Source organism: Lentzea sp. NPDC003310 (assembly GCF_040610935.1).
In the GTDB taxonomy this organism is placed as follows: Bacteria; Actinomycetota; Actinomycetes; order Mycobacteriales; family Pseudonocardiaceae; genus Lentzea.
Map to the genome: position 1 here is coordinate 12,086 of NZ_JBEXNC010000016.1, position 19,138 is coordinate 31,223.

The following is a 19,138-nucleotide window of genomic DNA, read 5'->3' on the forward strand; positions in this document are numbered from 1 at the left end:
GACGAACACATTCGTATTCTCGTTTCACCATCGTGGACGGTGTTCAAGAATGTGAATCCTTTCTGAAGGGTATTCCGTCATGCGGCTTTTCGTCAGCGCGCTGGTTTTGGCCTGCGCGGGTACCGGGGTGGTGCCGGCGCACGCCGCCCACGACCCGGCGCGGCAGGTGTTGCCCGCCGGGGACGGGTGGGCGTCGTCGGGGCCGGGGACGACCGGGGGAGCGGCGGCCGCGCAGGTGCACGAGGTGCGCACGCGGGCCGAGCTCGTCGCGGCCCTCGCCTCGCCCGGGCCGCGGATCGTGAAGGTGCGGGGCGTGATCGACGCCAACGTCGGTGCGGACGGGGAACCGTTGCGGTGCACGGACTACGCGGTCGACGGGTACTCGCTGGCCGGGTACCTCGCGGCCTACGACCCGGCGGTGTGGGGGTGGGAGCGGGAGCCGGCCGGGGCTCTGGAGGACGCGCGGGTGGCGTCGGCGAAGCGGCAGGAGGCGACCATCGCGCTCACCGTGCCGTCGGACACCACGATCATCGGCGTGGGGCGCGGGGCCGGGATCACGGGCGGGAGCCTGCGGATCCACGGCGTGAGCAACGTGATCGTGCGCAACCTGACGTTCCGCGACACGCACGACTGCTTCCCGCAGTGGGACCCGACGGACACCAGCCCCGGCGCGTCGCCCGGCAACTGGAACTCGCTCTACGACTCGGTGTCGGTGCAGCGGTCCGAGCACGTGTGGGTCGACCACAGCACGTTCACCGACGAGCCGAACGTCGACAGCGCCCAGCCGCTCCACTTCGGACGGCCCTACCAGGTGCACGACGGGCAGCTCGACATCACCAACGGCGCCGACCTCGTCACGGTGTCGCGCAACGTCTTCGCCGAGCACGGCAAGACCATGCTGATCGGCTCGTCCAACTCCTCCACCACCGACCCGGGCAAGCTGCGGGTCTCGGTGCACCACAACGTCTTCCGCAACGTGCTCGAGCGCGCGCCGCGGGTCCGGTTCGGGCAGGTGCACGTCTACAACAACCTCTACGAGGGCACGCCGACCTACAGCTGGGGCGTGGGCGTGCGGTCGCAGATCTACGCGCAGAACAACTTCATCCGGCAGATCCCGCCGGAGAAGATCGTCTACAACTGGGGCGGCACGGCCATCACCGACGTGGGGAACCTCGTCGACGGACGGCCGGTGAGCCTGGTCGCCGCGCACAACGCCGCCAACCCCGACAAGGCGCTCGGGACGGACGCCGGCTGGACGCCGACGCTGAACCGGGGGCTGGAGCCCGCGCACCGCGTCCGGCACCTCGACGCGGGCGCGCAGCAGGCCGGACGGCACCTCGTGGTGGGGCAGGGCTTCGCGACCGTGCAGGCCGCGATCGACGCCGCGCCGGACGACGCCGTGATCACGGTGCCGAAGGGCGTGTACCGGGAGGTCGTCAAGGTCGCGAAGACCAAGAAGAACCTCACGGTCCAGGGTGCCGGACGGGCCCAGGACGTGGTGATCGACTACGACAACGCCAGCGGCACCAAGAAACCCGACGGCACCACCTACGGCACGACCGGCAGCGCCACCGCCACCATCGCGGCGGACGGGTTCACCGCCAGGAACCTCACCTTCCGCAACTCCTTCGACCGCGCGCGGCACCCGGAGATCACGGCCACGCAGGCCGTCGCGGCCAAGGTCACCGGCGACCGGGCGTTCTTCGACCGGGTGCGCTTCGAAGGGCACCAGGACACGCTCTACGCCGACACCGGTGCCACGATGGTGAAGGCGCGCCAGTACTACCGCGACTGCGCGATCACCGGTGACGTCGACTTCCTCTTCGGTCGCGCGACGGCCGTCTTCGAGCGCGCCACCATCACGGCGCTGAGCCGCGGCCAGGACCCCAACGGGTACGTGACGGCGGCGAGCACCCGCAGGGACAACCCGCACGGCTTCCTGATCGTCGACTCGAAGATCCGCAGCGACGCCGCGCCCGGCACGTTCTTCCTCGGCAGGCCCTGGCACCCCGGCGGCGACCCGGACGCGATCGCCCAGGTGGTCGTCCGCGACACCGAGCTGCCCGCCGCCGTCAAGCAGGCGCCGTGGACCGACATGTCCGGCTTTCCCTGGCGTGAAGCGAGGTTCGCCGAGTACCGCAACACCGGACCGGGCGCGACGCACGGGCCGGACCGGCCGCAGCTCACCGACCAGCAGGCGCGCGAGCACACCAAGGCCACCTACCTGAGCGGGTGGAACCCGGCGTGAGGACTCGCACGTGGGCGCCCTACGCCCTGATCGCCCCGACGCTCGTGCTGATGGCGGTGTTCCTGGTCTACCCCATCGCGAGCGTCGGCTGGTTCAGCCTGCGCCAGCACACCGTGACGCAGCCGTGGAAGAACGGCTTCATCGGGCTCGAGAACTTCCAGCGGATGCTGTTCGAGGACGCGCTCTTCTGGCAGAGCCTCGCCTTCAGCGCCAAGTGGGTCGTGGTCGAGGTCGGGCTGCAGCTGGTGCTCGGACTGGTCCTCGCGCTGATCGTCAACGAGACGTTCGTCGGCCGGGCGGTCGCGCGGGCGCTGGTCTTCTCGCCGTGGGCCGTGTCCGGCGTGCTCACCACGGGCATCTGGATCCTGCTCTACAACCCGTCCACCGGCATCTTCCAGCAGCTCGCCCAGTGGGGCATCGGCGATCCCGGCACGTCCGTGCTCGGCGACCCGGCGACGGTGTTCCCCGCGACCGTCGTCACCGAGCTGTGGCGCGGTGTGCCGTTCTTCGCGATCCTGCTGCTCGCCGACCTGCAGACCATCCCGGGCGACCTGTACGAGGCCGCGAGCGTCGACGGCGCGGGGCGGTGGCGGCGGTTCGTGAGCGTCACCCTGCCGCACCTGCGCGACGCGATCGTGCTGTCCACGCTGCTGCGGGCCGTGTGGGAGTTCAACAACGTCGACCTCATCTACACGCTCACCGGCGGCGGACCGGCCAACCAGACCACCACGCTCCCGCTCTACGTGGCGCGCAAGGCCGTCGACTCGCACGACTTCGGCTACGGCTCGGCGCTCACCATGGCGGGCTTCGTGATCCTCCTGTTCTTCTCGATCCTCTACCTGAGGCTGTCCAAGTTCGGGAGCCGGGCATGACCCAGACCCTCGTCCGCTACGAGACCCCGGTGGAGCCGCCACCGGCGCCGCCGCGGCGCAAGAAGCACCGCGACCCCAGCAGGTTCTTCCGGCTGCACCTGCCGCTGGTGCTCTACCTGTTGTTCACGCTCATCCCGTTCTACTGGATGCTCGTCTTCGCGCTCCGACCGGCGGGGGAGACCTCGCTCGTGCCGTGGCCGATCACGTTCGAGCACTTCGACACCGTGTGGAACGGCATCGGGTTCGGGTTGTTCTTCCAGAACAGCCTGATCATCGGGATCGGCACGCTCGTCTGCGTCACCGTGTTCGCGCTGATGGGTGGCTACGCCCTGGCGCGCTTCAAGTTCCGCGGCCAGCGGGTCTTCCTGCTGGCGTTGCTGTGCACGCAGTTCATCCCCGGCGCGATGATGCTGATCCCGCTGTTCGTGATCTTCAAGTCCGCCGGGCTGCTGAACAGCCTGACCGGCCTCGTCATCGCGGACACCGCGTTCCAGCTGCCGCTCGCGCTGATCCTGATGAGCGGGTTCGTGCGCAACGTCCCGGTGGAGCTCGAAGAGGCCGCGATGGTCGACGGGTGCACGCGGCTGCGCGCGTTCTTCGCCGTGACGCTGCCCCAGCTGCGGCCCGCGCTCGTCGCCGTCGGGTCGTTCGCGTTCATCGGCGCCTGGAACAACTTCCTGTTCGCGCTGATGTTCGCGAGCAAGCAGGACAAGTTCACGCTGCCGGTCGGGCTGAGCTACGCGCTCGGCGAGTTCAACACCGACTTCGGGGCGCTCGCGGCGGGCGGCGTCGTCGCCGCGGTGCCGGTCGTGCTGGTTTTCGCCGTCGTGCAGCGGTTCCTCGTGCAGGGACTGAGCGCGGGCGCGGTCAAGGGATGAGGGAGAACATGAAGAGACTGCTGGTCGCGCTCGCACTCGTGGCGAGCGCGTGTTCCGCCGGGCAGGAAGGCCCGACGACGGTCACGTTCTGGGACAACAACGGCGGCCCCGGCCGCACCCCGATCTACCAGGAGCTGATCAAGCGGTTCGAGGCCGACAACCCCGACATCAAGATCGAGTACGTCGGCATCCCGAGCTCGTCGGTGCAGCAGAAGTACGACACCGCCATCGCCGGCGGGTCCACCCCGGACGTCGGCGGCGTCACCACGTCCTACCTCGCGCACCTCGTCGGGCAGGACGCGCTCGAACCGGCCGACGACCGCGTGGACAACGGCGCCCTCAAGGGGAAGCTGCTGCCCGGCCTGCTGGAGACCGTGCGGCAGACCGCGCCCGACGGCAAGCTCTACGCCGTGCCCGCGTCGGGCAACATGGACGTGATCTGGTACCGGTCCGACCGGTTCGAGGAGAACAAGATCGCCGAACCGTCCACCTGGGACGACCTGGCGAAGGCCGCGACCCAGCTGACCAAGCCCGGCGCGAACCAGTACGGCTTCACGATCCGCGGCGGCGCCGGGTCGGTCTTCCAGCTGCTGTCCGAGGCCTACTCCTACTCCGGCGTCGAGAAGTTCTACGAGGGCGGCAAGAGCACCGTCGCCGACCCGCGCAACGCCGAGCTCGTGCGCAAGGTCGCGGAGCTGTACAAGAAGGCCACGCCCGAGGCCGACGTGAACAACAACTACACGCAGATGGTCGCGCAGTTCACCGGCGGCTCGGTCGCGATGATGCACCACAACCTCGGCTCGACCGCGGACGTGATGAAGGCGCTCGGCCCGGAACGCGTGGCCGCCATGCCGCTGCCCAAGGGCCCGTCCGGCAAGCGGACCGTCGTGCCGAACCCGACCGACGGCTTCGCGGTGTTCAAGGGCGCGAAGAACCGCGACGCCGCTTGGAAGTTCGTCGACTTCCTCGTCTCGGCGGAGAGCAACGGCTACTGGAATGAGAAGGTCGGCCAGATCCCGGCGAACACCGACGTGCGCGACGCCAAGTGGATCCAGGAGAACCCGGCCGTGAAGATGGCGCTCGGCGTGCTGGAGGACCCGGCCACCGTGCTCGTGCCCGCGCCGGTCTACCTGCCGGAGTACTCGTCGATCACCAAGACCGACACCGAGCCGCTGTACCAGAAGGTGTTGCTCGGCCAGATGTCCGCGCAGGAGTTCCTCGACCAGCTCGCGGCCAAGCTCACCACCGCCCAGCAGGACTGGGAGAAGCGCAAGTGACTTCCTCCTCCTCATAAACGAGGGGAGTCCTACGGCTCGCGCCGCGGGGTTTCTGCTTCGTCGCCGACTGCCCGCCCGGAGGGTTCCGTTGAGGTCTTGCACCGGCTCCACAGACTGTCACCGCCAGCCCGGCGGCCAGGATGTTGCGTGCCGCGTTCACGTCCCGGTCGTGGGTCGCACCGCAGCCACAGGTTCACGTGCGCACGTGCAGCGGCATTGCCGCTGTGAGGGCGCCGCAGGCCGAGCACAGCTTGGACGATGGGAACCAGCGATCGACCACGATCACGTCCCGCCCGTGCCAGCGTGCTTTGTATTCCAGTTGCTGTCGGAACTGCCGCCAGCCCGCGTCGTTGATGGCGCGGGCCAGGCGGTGGTTGCCGAGCATGTTCGACACGGCGAGATCCTCGATCACGAGCGTTTGGTTCTCACGCACGAGCCGAGTAGTGATCTTGTGCAGGAAATCGGCGCGCCGGTCGGCGATCCGGGCGTGCACGCGGGCGACCCTGACGCGGGCCTTGAACCGGTTGCCACTGCCCTTCTGCTTGCGGCTCAACGCCCTCTGTGCCCTCGCCAGCACCATTCGGTCGCGGCGTTCGTGCCGAGGGTTGCCGATCTTCTCCCCGGTCGACAGCACCAGCAGGTGATCCAGGCCGGCATCGATGCCCACGGCCGCGTCCACCGCGGACAACGGCCGCACGCTCGGGTCGTCGCACAGGAGGGAGACGAACCAGCGTCCAGCGGGGTCCCGGGACACTGTCACGGTCGACGGTGTCGCGTCTCGGGGCAGTGGCCGGGACCAGCGGATGTCCAGCGGCTCGGTCATCTTCGCCAGCGTCAGCACCCCGTCGCGCCAACGGAACGCCGACCGCGTGTACTCCGCCGACGCGCGCGACTTCTTCCGCGACTTGAACCGCGGAAACTCGGCACGTTTGGCGAAGAAGTTGCCGAACGCGTTCTGCGGATGCCGCAGTGTCTGCTGCAGCGGCACCGACGACACCTCGGCCAGGAACGCCAGTTCTTCTGTGCGCTTCCACGTGGTCAGCAACGCGGAAGTGGCCTCGTATCCGACCCGCTCTCCACGCAGCGTCCACGCCTCGCTGCGGGCCCGCAACGCCAGGTTGTACACCTTGCGGACACAGCCGAACGTGCGCGACAACTCCGCCGCCTGCGCCTCGCTCGGGTAGAAGCGGTACTTGAACGCCCGCTTCACCTGCCCTTTCACCGTTCACACAGTACCGAGGCCCTTGTGCGCCCCACGATCGTGGGGCAGGGCCCGATTCTTCCCCGCCTGACGGACGGGTCTTCTCGGAGGTTTCAGATGATCGAACGGGTCGCCGTGCGCACGTTCACCACGACGGCGTGGACGTCCGTCGACGCGGAGGGCCACCGGCACCCGGCGCCCGAGCACGAGGTGACCGAGGCGCTGCTGGAGATCACCGACGCCGACGGCGCCACGGGCTACTGCCAGGTCCAGCCCGACCAGCTGCGGCCGTCCGTGCTGGACAAGCACGTGCGGCCGGTGCTGCTCGGCCAGGACCCGTGGGACCGCGAACGGCTGTGGCGCCTGCTCGCACGCAGGCAGCGCGGCTCGCACGGCGGGTTCACCGACCGCGCCCTGGGGTTCGTGGACCAGGCGCTCTGGGACCTCGTGGCGCGCAAGGCCTGGCTGCCCGCGTGGAAGCTCGCGGGCGGCGCACGTGACCGCGTTCCCGCCTACGCCAGCACGATGTGCGGCGACACCGACGGGCTCGCGACCCCGGGCGACTACGGGGACTTCGCGAAGCACCTCGTGTCGATCGGCTACCGGGCGATCAAGCTGCACACCTGGATGCCCCCGGTGCCGGGAGCGCCGAGTGTCACACGCGACGTCGAGGCCTGCCGCGCGGTCAGGGAGGCGGTCGGGCCGGACGTCGCGCTGATGCTCGACGCGAGCCACTGGTACTCGCGGACCGAGGCGTTGCGGCTCGGGAGGGCGTTGCAGGAGCTCGACTTCTACTGGTTCGAGGAACCGATGGAGGAGGCCTCGATCAGCTCCTACCGGTGGCTCGCCGACCAGCTCGACATCCCGGTGATCGGCCCGGAGGTGGCGTGGGGCAAGCACTTCACCCGCGCCGAGTGGATCACCGCGGGCGCGTGCGACATCCTGCGGGCCGGACCCGCGTGCTGCGGCGGGATCACGCCGGTGCTCAAGACCGTGCACCTCGCGGAGTCGTTCAACCTCGACTGCGAGATCCACGGCAACGGGACCGGCAGCCTCACGGTGCTCGGCGCGACCGACGCCGGCCGGTGGTACGAACGCGGCCTGCTGCACCCGCACGTCGACTTCGACCAGGTCCCGCCGCACCGCAACTCGATCGCCGACCCGCTCGACGAGAACGGTCACGTGCCGTTGCCGGCGGGATCTGGAATCGGCGACGACTGGAATTTCGAACACATCCGGGTTCACACTCTTGAAGTGTGGTGAGAAATTGGAAATCGGTTAGTCGAATATCTTCGAAATGGTTGACCGCAATGTGCGCGACTGGTTTCGTTGGTGTTACCGCCGCTCACCCTGCATAGGAGTGAGTAAATGATTCCAAAACGCACAGCACTGATTTCCGCTGCCGCGCTGTTCCTCGGCGCGGTGACCGTTCCTCAGGCGACCGCCGCCCCGTTCGGGCTGGTCGGCTGGGCCACGCAGGGCGGAGGGACCACGGGTGGCGGTAGCGCCACCCCGGTCACCGTCACCACGGCGTCCGCGTTCGTCGCGGCCGCGAAGGCGTCGGGCGCCGCGGTGATCCGGGTCTCCGGAACGATTTCGCTGTCGAGCATGACGAAGGTCGCCTCGGACAAGACCATCGAGGGCGTCGGCTCTTCGGCGACCATCACCGGGCAGGGCCTGAACATCGCCAACGCGTCCAACGTGATCGTGCGCAACCTCAACTTCAAGAGCTGGGGCGACGACGCGATCAACGTGCAGTACTCGACGCGCGTGTGGGTCGACCACAACACCTTCTCCAACGGCTACGACGGCGCGGTCGACGTCAAGCGGGCCTCGGACTACGTCACGGTGTCCTGGAACAAGTTCACCAGTCACAACAAGACGGCGCTGCTGGGCCACAGCGACGACAACGGCTCCGAGGACCGCGGCAAGCTCCGGGTGACCTACCACCACAACTGGTTCGCCGGCACGCAGCAGCGCCACCCGCGCGTGCGGTTCGGCAACCCGGTGCACGTCTACAACAACTATTACGGCGGTGTGACCGACTACGGCGTCGCGTCGACCGTCGAGGCCGGTGTCCTGGTCGAGGGCAACTACTTCGAGAACACCCAGGACCCGTTCCACCGCGGCGAGGGCAGTTCACCCGGTGGGTCGCTCGTCGCGCGGAACAACCACTTCGTCAACTCGGGAACGGGTGACCAGGGCGGTTCGGTCAAGAGCCTGCCTTATTCCTACCCGCTCGACAGCGCGAGCAGCGTGAAGAGCGTGGTCACCGCCGGTGCGGGTGCCGGACGCGGCTGACGGGACCAGGGGGCGCCCCCAGTGGCGGGGGCGCCCCCGACCTCGTCTGGGACCGCTCCCAGGATTCCACTCGAAGAGAGCAGTAAGAGGAACCGGCAGAGCAACTCCCGTTGCGCCGCAAGGACTATCAACGAGCGCCGCACGGCGTACTACCCGCTGCACCTGTGATCGGTTGATCGCTGTGGGCCACGTTACAGTGCCGTGAACTCTGGGAGCGCTCCCAGTTGTCGAGAGGGCGGCGGCATGACTCGACGAAGAGTGGCGTTGGCGGTTGCGGCGGTGGTGTTGGTCGGCGGGGCTCCCGCCGTCGCGGCACCGGCTGCGGTGGCCTGCACCGTCACCTACCAAGTCACCAACGAGTGGAACAACGGATTCGGCGCGGCCGTGTCGATCCGCAACGACGGGGAGGCGCTGAACGGCTGGAACCTGACCTGGACGTTCCCGGACGGGCAACGCGTCACGCAGGGCTGGAGCGGGAACTTCACGCAGAACGGCGCGGTCGTGACCGTGACCAACCCTCCCTGGGCGCCCACGCTGGGCTCGGGAGCCACCGCGCAGGTGGGCTTCAACGGCAGCAAGGGCTCGACCAACCGGCCCCCGACGGACTTCGCCGTGAACGGCGTGTCCTGCACCGGGCCGAACCAGGCGCCCTCGGTGGCGCTGACGTCGCCGGCGAGCGGCAGCAGCTACACCGTCGGAGCGCAGATCCCGCTGGCGGCGACCGCGCAGGACACCGACGGCACGGTGGCGAAGGTCGACTTCTACGCGGGCACCACGCTGATCGCGACCGACACCAGTGCGCCGTTCACCGGCACCTGGACGTCGGCGCCGGCCGGTGACCACAGCATCACCGCGCGGGCCACGGACAACCGCGGCGCCACGACCACCTCGGCCCCGGCCGCGGTCAAGGTGCTCGCCGGACCGGCGGTGCTCGCCTCGCCGAGCACGGTCTCGGTGAAGCAGGGCCAGACGGCGACGTTCGACGTCTCCCTGGCCACGGCACCGAGCCAGCCCGTCACCGTCACGATCGCCCGCAGCGGCAGCAGTGACCTGACGGCGTCGCCCACCACGCTGACCTTCTCCGGCACGGCCAAGCAGACCGTGACCGTGACGTCGGCGAACAACGGCGGCGCGCTCGGCAGTGCCACGTTCACGGCCTCGGCCACGGGGTACAGCGCGGCGAGCGTGACGGTGAACGAGATCGACCCGTCCACCTCGGACTTCAACAAGGCGTTCCTCGACCAGTACAACAAGATCAAGGACCCGGCGAGCGGCTACTTCCGCAAGTTCGGCGACCTGCTCGTGCCGTACCACTCGGTCGAGACGCTGATGGTGGAGGCACCGGACCACGGTCACCAGACCACGTCCGAGGCGTTCAGCTACTACCTGTGGCTGGAGGCGAGCTACGGCCGCGTCACCGGCGACTGGGCGCCGTTCAAGTCCGCGTTCGCGTCGATGGAGAAGTTCATCATCCCCGCGAAGGCCGACCAGCCGACGAACGACAAGTACGACCCGTCGAAGCCGGCGACCTACGCGCCCGAACACCCGCGGATGGACCAGTACCCGTCGACGCTGGACGGCACCGTCCCGGTCGGGCAGGACCCGATCGCGGCGGAGCTCAAGTCCGCGTACGGCAACTCGGACGTCTACGGCATGCACTGGCTGATCGACGTCGACAACACCTACGGCTTCGGCCGCTGCGGTGACGGCACGACGGCGCCCGCGTACATCAACACCTACCAGCGCGGTTCGTCGGAGTCGGTGTGGGAGACCATCCCGCAGCCCTCGTGCGACACGTTCAAGCACGGTGGCCCCAACGGGTTCCTGGACCTGTTCACCAAGGACGCCTCGTACGCCAAGCAGTGGAAGTACACCAACGCGCCGGACGCGGACGCCCGCGTGGTGCAGGTGGCGCTGCTCGCCCAGCAGTGGGCGACGGCGCAGGGCAAGGCCGGCGACATCTCGGCGGAGATCGGCAAGTCCGCCAAGATGGGCGACTACCTGCGGTACGCCATGTTCGACAAGTACTTCAAGCGCATCGGCAACTGCAGCAGCCCGTCGTCGTGCCCCGGCGCGACCGGCAAGAACAGCGCGCACTACCTGATGTCCTGGTACTACGCCTGGGGCGGCGCGACCGACACGTCCGCCGGCTGGGCGTGGCGCATCGGTGACGGTGCCTCGCACCAGGGCTACCAGAACCCGCTGGCAGCGCACGCTCTCGCGAACGTGCCCGCGCTCAAGCCGTTGTCCGCCACCGGGCAGCAGGACTGGGCGACGTCGCTGAGCCGGCAGCTCGAGATGCTGCAGTGGCTGCAGTCGGCCGACGGCGGTCTCGCCGGTGGCGTGACGAACAGCTGGGAGGGCCAGTACGCCTCGCCTCCCGCCGGCACGCCGACGTTCTACGGCATGTACTACGACGCCCACCCGGTGTGGCGTGACCCGCCGAGCAACCGGTGGTTCGGCTTCCAGGTGTGGGGGATCGAGCGCACGGCCGCGCTGTACCGGCTGACCGGTGACGCGCGCGCCAAGAAGATCCTCGACAAGTGGGTGCCGTGGGCGATCGCGAACACCACGACCGGCACGAACTTCCAGATCCCCGCGGACCTGGAGTGGTCGGGAGCGCCGGACACGTGGAACGCGACCAACCCCGGCTCGAACGCGAACCTGCGGGTGCGCGTGGTGAACCACAACCAGGACGTCGGCATCGCCGCGTCGTACGCCAAGGTGCTGCTGAACTACGCGGCGCGGTCGGGCAACGCCTCGGCCAAGACCACGGGTGAGGCGCTGCTGACCGGGCTGCTCGCGCACCAGGACAGCCTCGGCATCGCGACCCCGGAGACGCGCGCGGACTACAACCGGTTCGACGACGTCTACAACACCAGCACCCTGGAAGGGCCGTACGTGCCCACCGGCTGGACCGGGAAGATGCCCAACGGCGACACGATCGGCCAGGGCTCGTCGTTCCTGTCGATGCGGTCGATGTTCCGCAACGACCCGCAGTGGCCGAAGGTGCAGTCCTACTTGGACGGTGGACCGGCACCCACCTTCACGTACCACCGCTTCTGGGCACAGGCGGAGATCGCCACCGCCTTCTCCCTGCACGCAGAGCTCTACGGGTGAGGAGTCCCGAGATGAGAAAACGCATAGCGCTCCTGGCTGTCGCGGCCGCGGTCGGCGCCGTCCTGGTGCACACCGGTGGCACGGCGGTCGCGCACGGCTCGATGGTCTGGCCGGGCAGCCGCACCTACCTCTGCTACGAGGACGGGCGTGCCGGCGGCGGTGGCGGCGACCTCAACCCCACCAACCCCGCGTGCCAGGCGGCCGTGGCCCAGGGCGGGAAGCAGCCGCTCTGGGACTGGTTCGGCAACCTGATCAGCAACGCCGCCGGGCGGCACCGGGAGATCATCCCCGACGGCAACCTGTGCGGCCCCACCACGAAGTACGCCGCCTACAACCTGACCCGTGGCGACTGGCCCACGACGCAGGTGCAGGCGAACAGCACGGTCACGTTGCGGTACAACGCGTGGGCGCCGCACCCCGGCACGTGGGAGCAGTACGTCACCAAGGACGGCTTCGACCCGACGAAGCCGCTCAAGTGGTCCGACCTCGAGTCGACGCCGTTCGACAAGGTGACGAACCCGCCGCTCGCCAATGGTGAGTACGCGTGGCAGGCCCGGATGCCCAACAAGTCCGGCCGCCACATCATCTACTCGCTGTGGCAGCGCTCGGACAGCCCCGAGGCGTTCTACAGCTGCTCCGACGTCGTGTTCGGTGGTGGCACGGGCACGCCCGACACCACCGCGCCCTCGGCGCCGGGCACCCCTGTCGCCTCGGGCGTCACGAGCAGTTCGGTGCGGCTCGACTGGACGGCGTCGACGGACAACGTGGGCGTGTCGTCCTACCGCGTGTACAGCGGTGGCCAGGTGGTCGCGACCTCGTCCACGAACTCGGTGACGGTCAGCGGCCTCAGCGCGGACACGGCGTACTCGTTCACCGTGGTCGCGGCCGACTCGGCGGGCAACGCCTCGACGGCCTCGTCCGCGGTCGCGGTCAGGACGTCGACGGGCGGCGGGACACCGACGGGTTCCTGCACGGTCGCGTACTCGCGCCCGAGCACGTGGAGCGGCGGGTTCACCGCGAACGTGACGGTGACGAACACGGGCACCAGCGCGGCCAACGCGTGGGAGCTCGTGTGGGACTTCCCCGCGGGGCAGACGCTGGCGCAGGCGTGGTCGTCGACCATCACCGTCGCGAGTGGACGTGCCACGGCGAAGGGCGTGTCGTACAACGCGAACCTCGCACCCGGTGCCTCGGCGTCGTTCGGCTTCAACGCGAACACGTCGTCCACACCGACCGACCCGACGTCCTTCACGCTCAACGGTTCGGCGTGCGCCGTCCGGTGACGAGGGCGCTGCTCGCCCTCCTGGTGGTGGGTTCGGTGACGTTCGCCCTCCTCGTAGGACGCGCCGAACCCACCCCAGATCTCGGCAAGGGCGTCGACGGCATCGCGGCGTGGCTGCACGACCTGACCGACGAGTGCGCGACCGTCCGCCGGGGCGACGACTTCACGGAGTTCGTCGGCCCGGTGCGGTCGAAGGTCTACGCGCCGTTCATCGCGGAGTGGGGGACCTGCGCCAAGGCGCCGTACGGGCGGCTCGGGCTGCTGGTCCTGAAACCGGGCCTGGAGCAGGCCTGGCCGGCCGCGCTCGCGAGCGGCGAGGTCCGGGGCGACCCGGACCTCGCGTTCGGGGACGGCTTCGCGCTGACCGGCTCGATCGGCATGGAGTACCTGGGGCTCAAGAGACTCGAGTGCACGCCCACCGCGTGTTCGCTCGTGGAGATCAAGCACCACTGAGAGAGACAGGAGATCCGGAGCGATGAAGCTCAACGGACAGAGGCGGTGGGCCGCGGCGGGAGTCGTGGTCGCCACTGCCGTGGCAACGTTCGGGGTGGCGATGAGCGCACCCGCGGGCGCCGCACCGGGGTGTCGTGTGGACTACACGGCCAACCCCTGGGGCGGAGGCGGTTTCGGTGCCTCGGTGAAGATCACCAACCTCGGTGACGCGATCTCGGGTGGCTGGACGCTGAAGTTCGCACTTCCCGGCAACCAGCGCGTGGCACAGGGCTGGAGCGCCACCTGGACGCAGTCCGGTGCGAACGTGACCGCGGCCAGCATGTCGTGGAACGGGAACCTGGGCACCAACGCGTCCATCGACATCGGCTTCAACGGTTCCGGCGCCGCGAGCGGCGACGTCAACCCCTCGTCGTTCACCCTGAACGGCACGACGTGCACCGGTCAGCCGGGCACCACGACGACCACGACGACGACCACCACCACCACCACCACGACCTCGAACGGACCTGGCCCGGGCAACCGGGTCGACAACCCGTACGTCGGTGCGAAGCAGTACGTGAACCCGGACTGGTCGGCCAAGGCCGCCGCGGAGCCCGGCGGCAGCCGGGTCGCGAACCAGCCCACCGGCGTGTGGCTCGACCGCATCGCGGCGATCGCCGGCACGGCCGACTCCCGCGGTCTGGTGGGACACCTGGACGAGGCGGTGCGCCAGGCGGCGGGCTCACCACTCGTCATCCAGCTGGTGATCTACAACCTGCCCGGTCGCGACTGCTCGGCGCTCGCGTCGAACGGTGAGCTGAAGGCGACCGAGATCGACCGCTACAAGTCGGAGTACATCGACCCGATCGCGGCGATCCTCGCCCGGCCGGCGTACTCGGGCCTGCGCATCGTGACCACGGTCGAGATCGACTCGCTGCCGAACCTGATCACCAACGTGTCGCCGCGTCCGACCGCTGTGGCGGCCTGCGACACGATGAAGTCCAACGGCAACTACGTCACCGGTGTCGGCTACGCGCTGGCGAAGCTCGGTGCGGTGTCGAACGTCTACAACTACCTGGACATCGGTCACCACGGCTGGATCGGCTGGGACGACAACTTCGGTCCGACCGCCGAGCTGCTGTTCCAGGCGGCCAACGCGTCCGGCAGCACCAAGGCGAACGTGCACGGCTTCATCGCCAACACCGCGAACTACGGCGCGCTCAAGGAGCCGTACTTCAAGATCGAGGACTCGGTGAACGGCACGTCGGTCCGCCAGTCGAAGTGGGTGGACTGGAACCGCTACGTCGACGGGCTGTCCTACGCGCAGGCGTTCCGCAACCGGGCCGTGCAGGCCGGGTTCGACGCGGGCGTCGGTGTGCTGATCGACACCAGCCGCAACGGCTGGGGCGGCAGCGCCCGTCCGACGGGCCCCGGCCCGACGACGAGCGTGGACGCGTACGTCAACGGCGGCAAGCTGGACCGGCGCATCCACCTCGGCAACTGGTGCAACCAGGCCGGTGCCGGCCTGGGCGAGCGCCCGAAGGCGGCCCCGGAGTCGGGCATCGACGCCTACGTGTGGATGAAGCCGCCGGGTGAGTCCGACGGCGCCAGCGAGGAGATCCCGAACAACGAGGGCAAGGGCTTCGACCGGATGTGCGACCCCACGTACACCGGCAACGTGCGCAACGGCAACAACATGTCCGGTGCGCTCGGCAACGCCCCGATCTCGGGCAAGTGGTTCTCCGCCCAGTTCCAGGAGCTCATGCGCAACGCCTACCCGGCGCTCTGAGCTGCGGGATGTGAGCGTGCCCATGCGGCCGGCCTCGGAGTGCGAGGTCGCGCCGCGTGGGTGCGCTCTTCCTGCCTGCCCTGGTTTTCCGTCGGGCAAGTTTCCAGACGGTTGAGAATTCGTCTGGACCACCCGAATTGCGCAATGTTAACGCACACATAACTCTTGATGTCATCAGAAGGTGCTCCCTATGGTGTCGGCACGCTCACTGAGCGCAAGCGCGAGAGGAGGCTGTGTGGTCACCATCGCGGACGTCGCAAGGCACGCCGGGGTCGCCCCGAGCACGGTCTCCTACGTCCTCACGGGCAAGCGGTCGATCTCCGCGGACACGAAGTCGAGAGTCCGCGAGAGCATCAGGGCGTTGGGCTACCAGCCGCACGCCTCGGACCGCGCCAGCTCCGCGGGGCGGACGAACGTGATCGGGCTCGTCCTCCCGCTGCGCGCGGGCACCCACCTGCCCGCGGTGATGCGCTTCGTCACCGCCGCGGTGACGACCGCGCGCCGCTACGACATGGACCTGCTGCTCATGACCGCGGACGACGGCGCGGCGGGCCTGCGCCGGGCGGCGGTCAGCGCCCAGGTCGACGGGTTCCTCGTGATGGACGTGGAGATGGACGACGACCGGGTGCCCCTGCTGCGGCAGCTCACCAAGCCGTCCGTCCTCATCGGACACCCGGCGGCCGCGCGCGGCCTCACGTGCGTGGACCTCGACTTCGAGGCGGCGGGCGCGAAGTGCGTCGACCACCTCGCGGACCTCGGCCACCGCTCGATCGGCTTCCTCGGCGCGCCGAGCGCGGTCTACCGCCGCAGCACCGGTTTCGCCCACCGCACCATGAACGGCTTCAGCGCGGCCGCGATGCGCAGGGGAGTGGCCGCGACGGCGTTGTCCGTCGAGGGCGACCACGACTCGGTGCTGCGGGCCACCAAGGCGCTCATCCGCGCCCACCCGTCGATGACGGCGCTGGTCGTGCACAACGAGGCGGCGCTCGGCTGGATCACCACGTGCCTGCGCGCGGCGGGCCGCCAGGTCCCCGGTGACGTGGCCGTGGTCGCGATCTGCCCGGACGAGCTGGCCGAGCAGACCTCGCCGCTGCTCACCTCGGTGCGACTGCCGGCGGAGGAGCTCGGCCGGCACGCCGTCGACCTGCTGGTGGCCAAGCTGGAGGGCAAGCAACCGCCTCCGCTGATGCTGCTGCCCCCGAGGCTGTCGCGCCGGGCCAGCACGCCGGATCCGGTGCCCCACCGCGGCACGGCCTGAGCCAGGCCCCCGGACAGGCGGCGCGGAGGCGGCGTTCTCGCGTGTGGACTTGCGGCGCGCACGCGGGAACGCTTCCCCGGGACCGCCTTGGAGGAGTGCGCGATCTGTGAACCGTCGCGCACTCCTCCCCTTGCGTAGACTCGCCGGGGTGGAACTGGCGGAAGCACTGGCGCGTGGCGTGGTCGTGCTCGACGGCGGCATGTCGACCGCACTGGAACAGGCCGGCCACGACCTGTCCGACGACCTGTGGTCGGCGCGGCTGCTGCTCACCGACCCGGACGCGGTGCGCGCCGCCCACCTCGCCTACTACCGAGCGGGCGCCGCGGTCGCCATCACCGCGAGCTACCAGGCGAGCTTCGCCGGCTTCGCCCGCCGGGGCATAGCCGAGGACGAGACGACCCGTCTGCTGCGCTCCAGCGTGGCACTGGCCCGCTCCGCAGCGTCCGAAGTGGACGGACACCGCTGGGTGGCGGCGTCGGTCGGACCGTACGGCGCCGTGCTCGCCGACGGCTCGGAGTACCGCGGCCGCTACGGCCTGACCCGGCAGGAGCTCGTCGGGTTCCACCGCCGGCGTCTCGAGGTGCTCTGCTCGGCGGAACCGGACGTGCTCGCCGTCGAGACGGTCCCGGACGTCGACGAGGCCGAGGCGGTGCTGGACGTCGTGCGCGGCGGCGGCGTGCCGATGTGGCTCTCCTACAGCGTTCGCGGCGGCCGGACGTGCGCCGGGCAACCGCTGGAGGAGGCGTTCGCGGTCGTGTCCGGTGTGGACGAGGTGATCGCCGTCGGGGTGAACTGCTGCGCGCCGGAGGACGTCGCGGAGGCGGTCGACGTGGCGCGGCGCGTGACCGGGCTGCCGGTCGTCGTGTACCCGAACAGCGGCGAGAGCTGGGACGCGCGGGGGCGGTCGTGGACCGGGGACGGCACCGGGTTCGCGGAGGCCGCGGGGGAGTGGGCCGACGCGGGTGCCCGGCTGGTGGGCGGGTGCTGCCGCACCGGGACCGAGACGATCGCGGTGCTCGCGCGGGAGTTGGCGGCGAGGTCCTGAGCGGTCCGCCTGTTCTCGGGCGGCCCTGGTGCGGGTGGTCCTGAAGTGTTGAACACGCTGCCGCCTGCTCCTGGGTGTGTCGTATTGCGCGAGTGGGCGACGAGGTCTTGTGCACCCCGCCGCCCACCCCGCACAAGCCGCTGTCACCCCGTGGCGCAGGTGTTCCCGTTGAGGCTGAACGACGACGGCGCCGCCGCGTTGCCGGTGTGCGTGGCCTGGAACCCGACCGTGGTCGACGCTCCCGGCGCGAGCTCGCCGTTGTAGGAGACGTTCCGCGCGGTCACCTGGCCCGAGGCGGGGGAGTAGGTGGCGCTCCACCCGCCGGTGATGGTCTGGCCGCCGGGCAGCGTGAAGACCAGCGACCACCCGCTCACCGGCGTGGTCCCGGTGTTGGTGATGGTGAGGTTCGCGGTCAGGCCGTTGTTCCAGGCGTTGACCGCGGTGCCGACCCGGCAGGCCGCGTCACCGGGAGGCGACGTGGTGGTCGTGGTCGTGGTGGTCGTCGGATCGGTGCCGCCGCCGAACTGGGTGAGGAACTTCCACACCTCGCCGGAGGTCCAGGTCCGCCAGCCGTCACCGCCCGAGTCGATCGGACCCGGTGTGTGCCCGCCGTCGAACGCCGCCCACACCACGGGGTAGCCGGACCGGCAGCCGCTGTAGGCCGTGACGATGTGCGTGCGGCTGCCCGCGCTCGGTTCGCGCGGGTTCTGCGCGGTGCAGCCATTGTTGCGCACGAACGTGTCGCGCAGGCCGCGGCCCAGTCCGATGCCGAGGACGTTGTCGCTCACGCCGTGGATGCCCATGTACCCGATGGGCTGGGTGCCGCCGTCGCAACCGCTGAGCTGCGCGCCCGCGTAGACGACCACGGCGCGGAAGACGGTCGGCCTCGCGCAGGCCACCGCGTAGGACATGCCGCCGCCGTAGCTGAAGCCGCCCGCGAAGCGCTGGGTGGTGTCGACGCACAGCGAGGAGTCGAGCAGCGCCACGAGGTCGTCGACGAACCTCAGGTCCTGGCCGCCGGGGTTGGCCCAGCCGTTGCCGTTGCCCTGCGGCGCCACGAAGATCGTGCCGTTGTTCGCGGCGTCGGAGAGCCTGCGCAGGCCGTAGTAGGACCAGTTGTAGCCGTCGCCGCCACCGGAGTCGACGTCGCCCGCGGTACCTCCACGCCAGTGGAAGCCCACGAACAGCCGGTACTGGCGGTTGCTGTCGTAGTTCGGTGGCAGTCGCAGGATGTACGAGCGGCTCTGGCCACCGCTCGTGATGGTGTGCTGGCCGCTCGACAGCGCGGGCGGCTTGCCGCAGCCGGCGGTCGCCGCCGTCGTGGTGACGTCACCCGCCGGGCCGCCGAGCGCGATGCCCGCGGCACCGAGGAACACCACGACGCCCGCGGCGGCCGCCGCGATCACCGACCTACGCCGGGGCATGGCTCGTCCCT

At 69.8% G+C, this 19,138-nt stretch carries 14 protein-coding genes; 12 read left to right on the top strand and 2 right to left on the bottom strand.

Annotation, left to right across the window (positions count from 1 at the left end):
- The first annotated feature begins 79 nt into the window (after window positions 1-79).
- Genes ABZX02_RS30400 through ABZX02_RS30415 form a run of 4 tightly spaced genes read left to right on the top strand, consistent with a single transcriptional unit; the run spans window position 80 to window position 5,275 of the window.
- On the top strand, window positions 80-2,248 hold the full coding sequence (locus tag ABZX02_RS30400; protein ID WP_355303148.1) for a pectinesterase family protein: 2,169 nt from the start codon (window positions 80-82) through the stop codon (window positions 2,246-2,248).
- Window positions 2,245-3,120, top strand: coding sequence for a sugar ABC transporter permease (locus ABZX02_RS30405; protein WP_355303150.1), 876 nt, complete (start codon window positions 2,245-2,247; stop codon window positions 3,118-3,120). The genes ABZX02_RS30400 and ABZX02_RS30405 overlap by 4 nt, the downstream gene beginning before the upstream one ends.
- Window positions 3,117-3,998, top strand: a complete 882-nt coding sequence (locus ABZX02_RS30410) for a carbohydrate ABC transporter permease (RefSeq protein ID WP_355303152.1) — start codon at window positions 3,117-3,119, stop codon at window positions 3,996-3,998. The genes ABZX02_RS30405 and ABZX02_RS30410 overlap by 4 nt, the downstream gene beginning before the upstream one ends.
- An 8-nt stretch (window positions 3,999-4,006) precedes the next feature.
- Window positions 4,007-5,275 carry a sugar ABC transporter substrate-binding protein gene (locus ABZX02_RS30415; RefSeq protein ID WP_355303154.1) on the top strand — a complete coding sequence of 423 codons (1,269 nt, stop codon included), beginning with the start codon at window positions 4,007-4,009 and terminating at the stop codon, window positions 5,273-5,275.
- Between the two features lie 193 nt (window positions 5,276-5,468).
- Here ABZX02_RS30415 and ABZX02_RS30420 read toward each other — a convergent pair whose 3' ends face one another.
- Window positions 5,469-6,485, bottom strand: a complete 1,017-nt coding sequence (locus ABZX02_RS30420; RefSeq protein WP_355303156.1) for an RNA-guided endonuclease TnpB family protein — start codon at window positions 6,483-6,485, stop codon at window positions 5,469-5,471.
- Between the two features lie 108 nt (window positions 6,486-6,593).
- Here ABZX02_RS30420 and ABZX02_RS30425 point away from each other — a divergent pair, with 108 nt between their 5' ends.
- From ABZX02_RS30425 to mmuM, 8 genes are all read left to right on the top strand, one after another.
- A complete protein-coding gene (locus ABZX02_RS30425) occupies window positions 6,594-7,739 on the top strand; it encodes an enolase C-terminal domain-like protein (RefSeq protein ID WP_355303158.1) in 1,146 nt (381 codons plus the stop codon).
- 105 nt (window positions 7,740-7,844) lie between these two features.
- Window positions 7,845-8,777 carry a right-handed parallel beta-helix repeat-containing protein gene (locus tag ABZX02_RS30430; protein WP_355303159.1) on the top strand — a complete coding sequence of 311 codons (933 nt, stop codon included), beginning with the start codon at window positions 7,845-7,847 and terminating at the stop codon, window positions 8,775-8,777.
- Window positions 8,778-9,020: 243 nt separating this feature from the next.
- Complete coding sequence (locus ABZX02_RS30435; RefSeq protein WP_355303161.1) at window positions 9,021-11,897, top strand: glycoside hydrolase family 48 protein; 2,877 nt, start codon at window positions 9,021-9,023, stop codon at window positions 11,895-11,897.
- 11 nt (window positions 11,898-11,908) lie between these two features.
- Window positions 11,909-13,180 carry a lytic polysaccharide monooxygenase gene (locus tag ABZX02_RS30440; protein WP_355303162.1) on the top strand — a complete coding sequence of 424 codons (1,272 nt, stop codon included), beginning with the start codon at window positions 11,909-11,911 and terminating at the stop codon, window positions 13,178-13,180.
- Window positions 13,165-13,632 (top strand): hypothetical protein, encoded by a 468-nt coding sequence (locus ABZX02_RS30445; RefSeq protein WP_355303163.1) that lies wholly within the window; start codon window positions 13,165-13,167, stop codon window positions 13,630-13,632. Before ABZX02_RS30440 ends, ABZX02_RS30445 begins: the two co-directional genes overlap by 16 nt.
- A gap of 22 nt (window positions 13,633-13,654) precedes the next feature.
- Window positions 13,655-15,400, top strand: coding sequence for a glycoside hydrolase family 6 protein (locus ABZX02_RS30450; protein WP_355303164.1), 1,746 nt, complete (start codon window positions 13,655-13,657; stop codon window positions 15,398-15,400).
- Between the two features lie 235 nt (window positions 15,401-15,635).
- Complete coding sequence (locus ABZX02_RS30455) at window positions 15,636-16,658, top strand: LacI family DNA-binding transcriptional regulator (RefSeq protein ID WP_355303165.1); 1,023 nt, start codon at window positions 15,636-15,638, stop codon at window positions 16,656-16,658.
- Window positions 16,659-16,806: 148 nt separating this feature from the next.
- The gene (mmuM, locus tag ABZX02_RS30460) at window positions 16,807-17,703 is read left to right on the top strand and encodes a homocysteine S-methyltransferase (RefSeq protein WP_355303166.1); all 897 of its coding nucleotides are present in this window, start codon (window positions 16,807-16,809) and stop codon (window positions 17,701-17,703) included.
- 143 nt (window positions 17,704-17,846) lie between these two features.
- On the opposite strand, the gene ABZX02_RS30465 is transcribed toward mmuM, so the two are convergent.
- Entirely contained in the window at window positions 17,847-19,127 is a 1,281-nt protein-coding gene (locus ABZX02_RS30465; RefSeq protein WP_355303168.1) for a cellulose binding domain-containing protein, read from the bottom strand.
- Window positions 19,128-19,138: the final 11 nt, after the last annotated feature.

Bases quoted from the DNA above. Each gene is read 5' to 3' on its own strand.
- ABZX02_RS30435 (WP_355303161.1), top strand. From the start codon at position 9,021: ATGACTCGACGAAGAGTGGCGTTGGCGGTTGCGGCGGTGGTGTTGGTC.
- ABZX02_RS30440 (WP_355303162.1), top strand. From the start codon at position 11,909: ATGAGAAAACGCATAGCGCTCCTGGCTGTCGCGGCCGCGGTCGGCGCC.
- ABZX02_RS30415 (WP_355303154.1), top strand. From the start codon at position 4,007: ATGAAGAGACTGCTGGTCGCGCTCGCACTCGTGGCGAGCGCGTGTTCC.
- ABZX02_RS30465 (WP_355303168.1), bottom strand. From the start codon at position 19,127: ATGCCCCGGCGTAGGTCGGTGATCGCGGCGGCCGCCGCGGGCGTCGTG.
- ABZX02_RS30425 (WP_355303158.1), top strand. From the start codon at position 6,594: ATGATCGAACGGGTCGCCGTGCGCACGTTCACCACGACGGCGTGGACG.
- ABZX02_RS30400 (WP_355303148.1), top strand. From the start codon at position 80: ATGCGGCTTTTCGTCAGCGCGCTGGTTTTGGCCTGCGCGGGTACCGGG.
- ABZX02_RS30430 (WP_355303159.1), top strand. From the start codon at position 7,845: ATGATTCCAAAACGCACAGCACTGATTTCCGCTGCCGCGCTGTTCCTC.
- ABZX02_RS30450 (WP_355303164.1), top strand. From the start codon at position 13,655: ATGAAGCTCAACGGACAGAGGCGGTGGGCCGCGGCGGGAGTCGTGGTC.
- ABZX02_RS30410 (WP_355303152.1), top strand. From the start codon at position 3,117: ATGACCCAGACCCTCGTCCGCTACGAGACCCCGGTGGAGCCGCCACCG.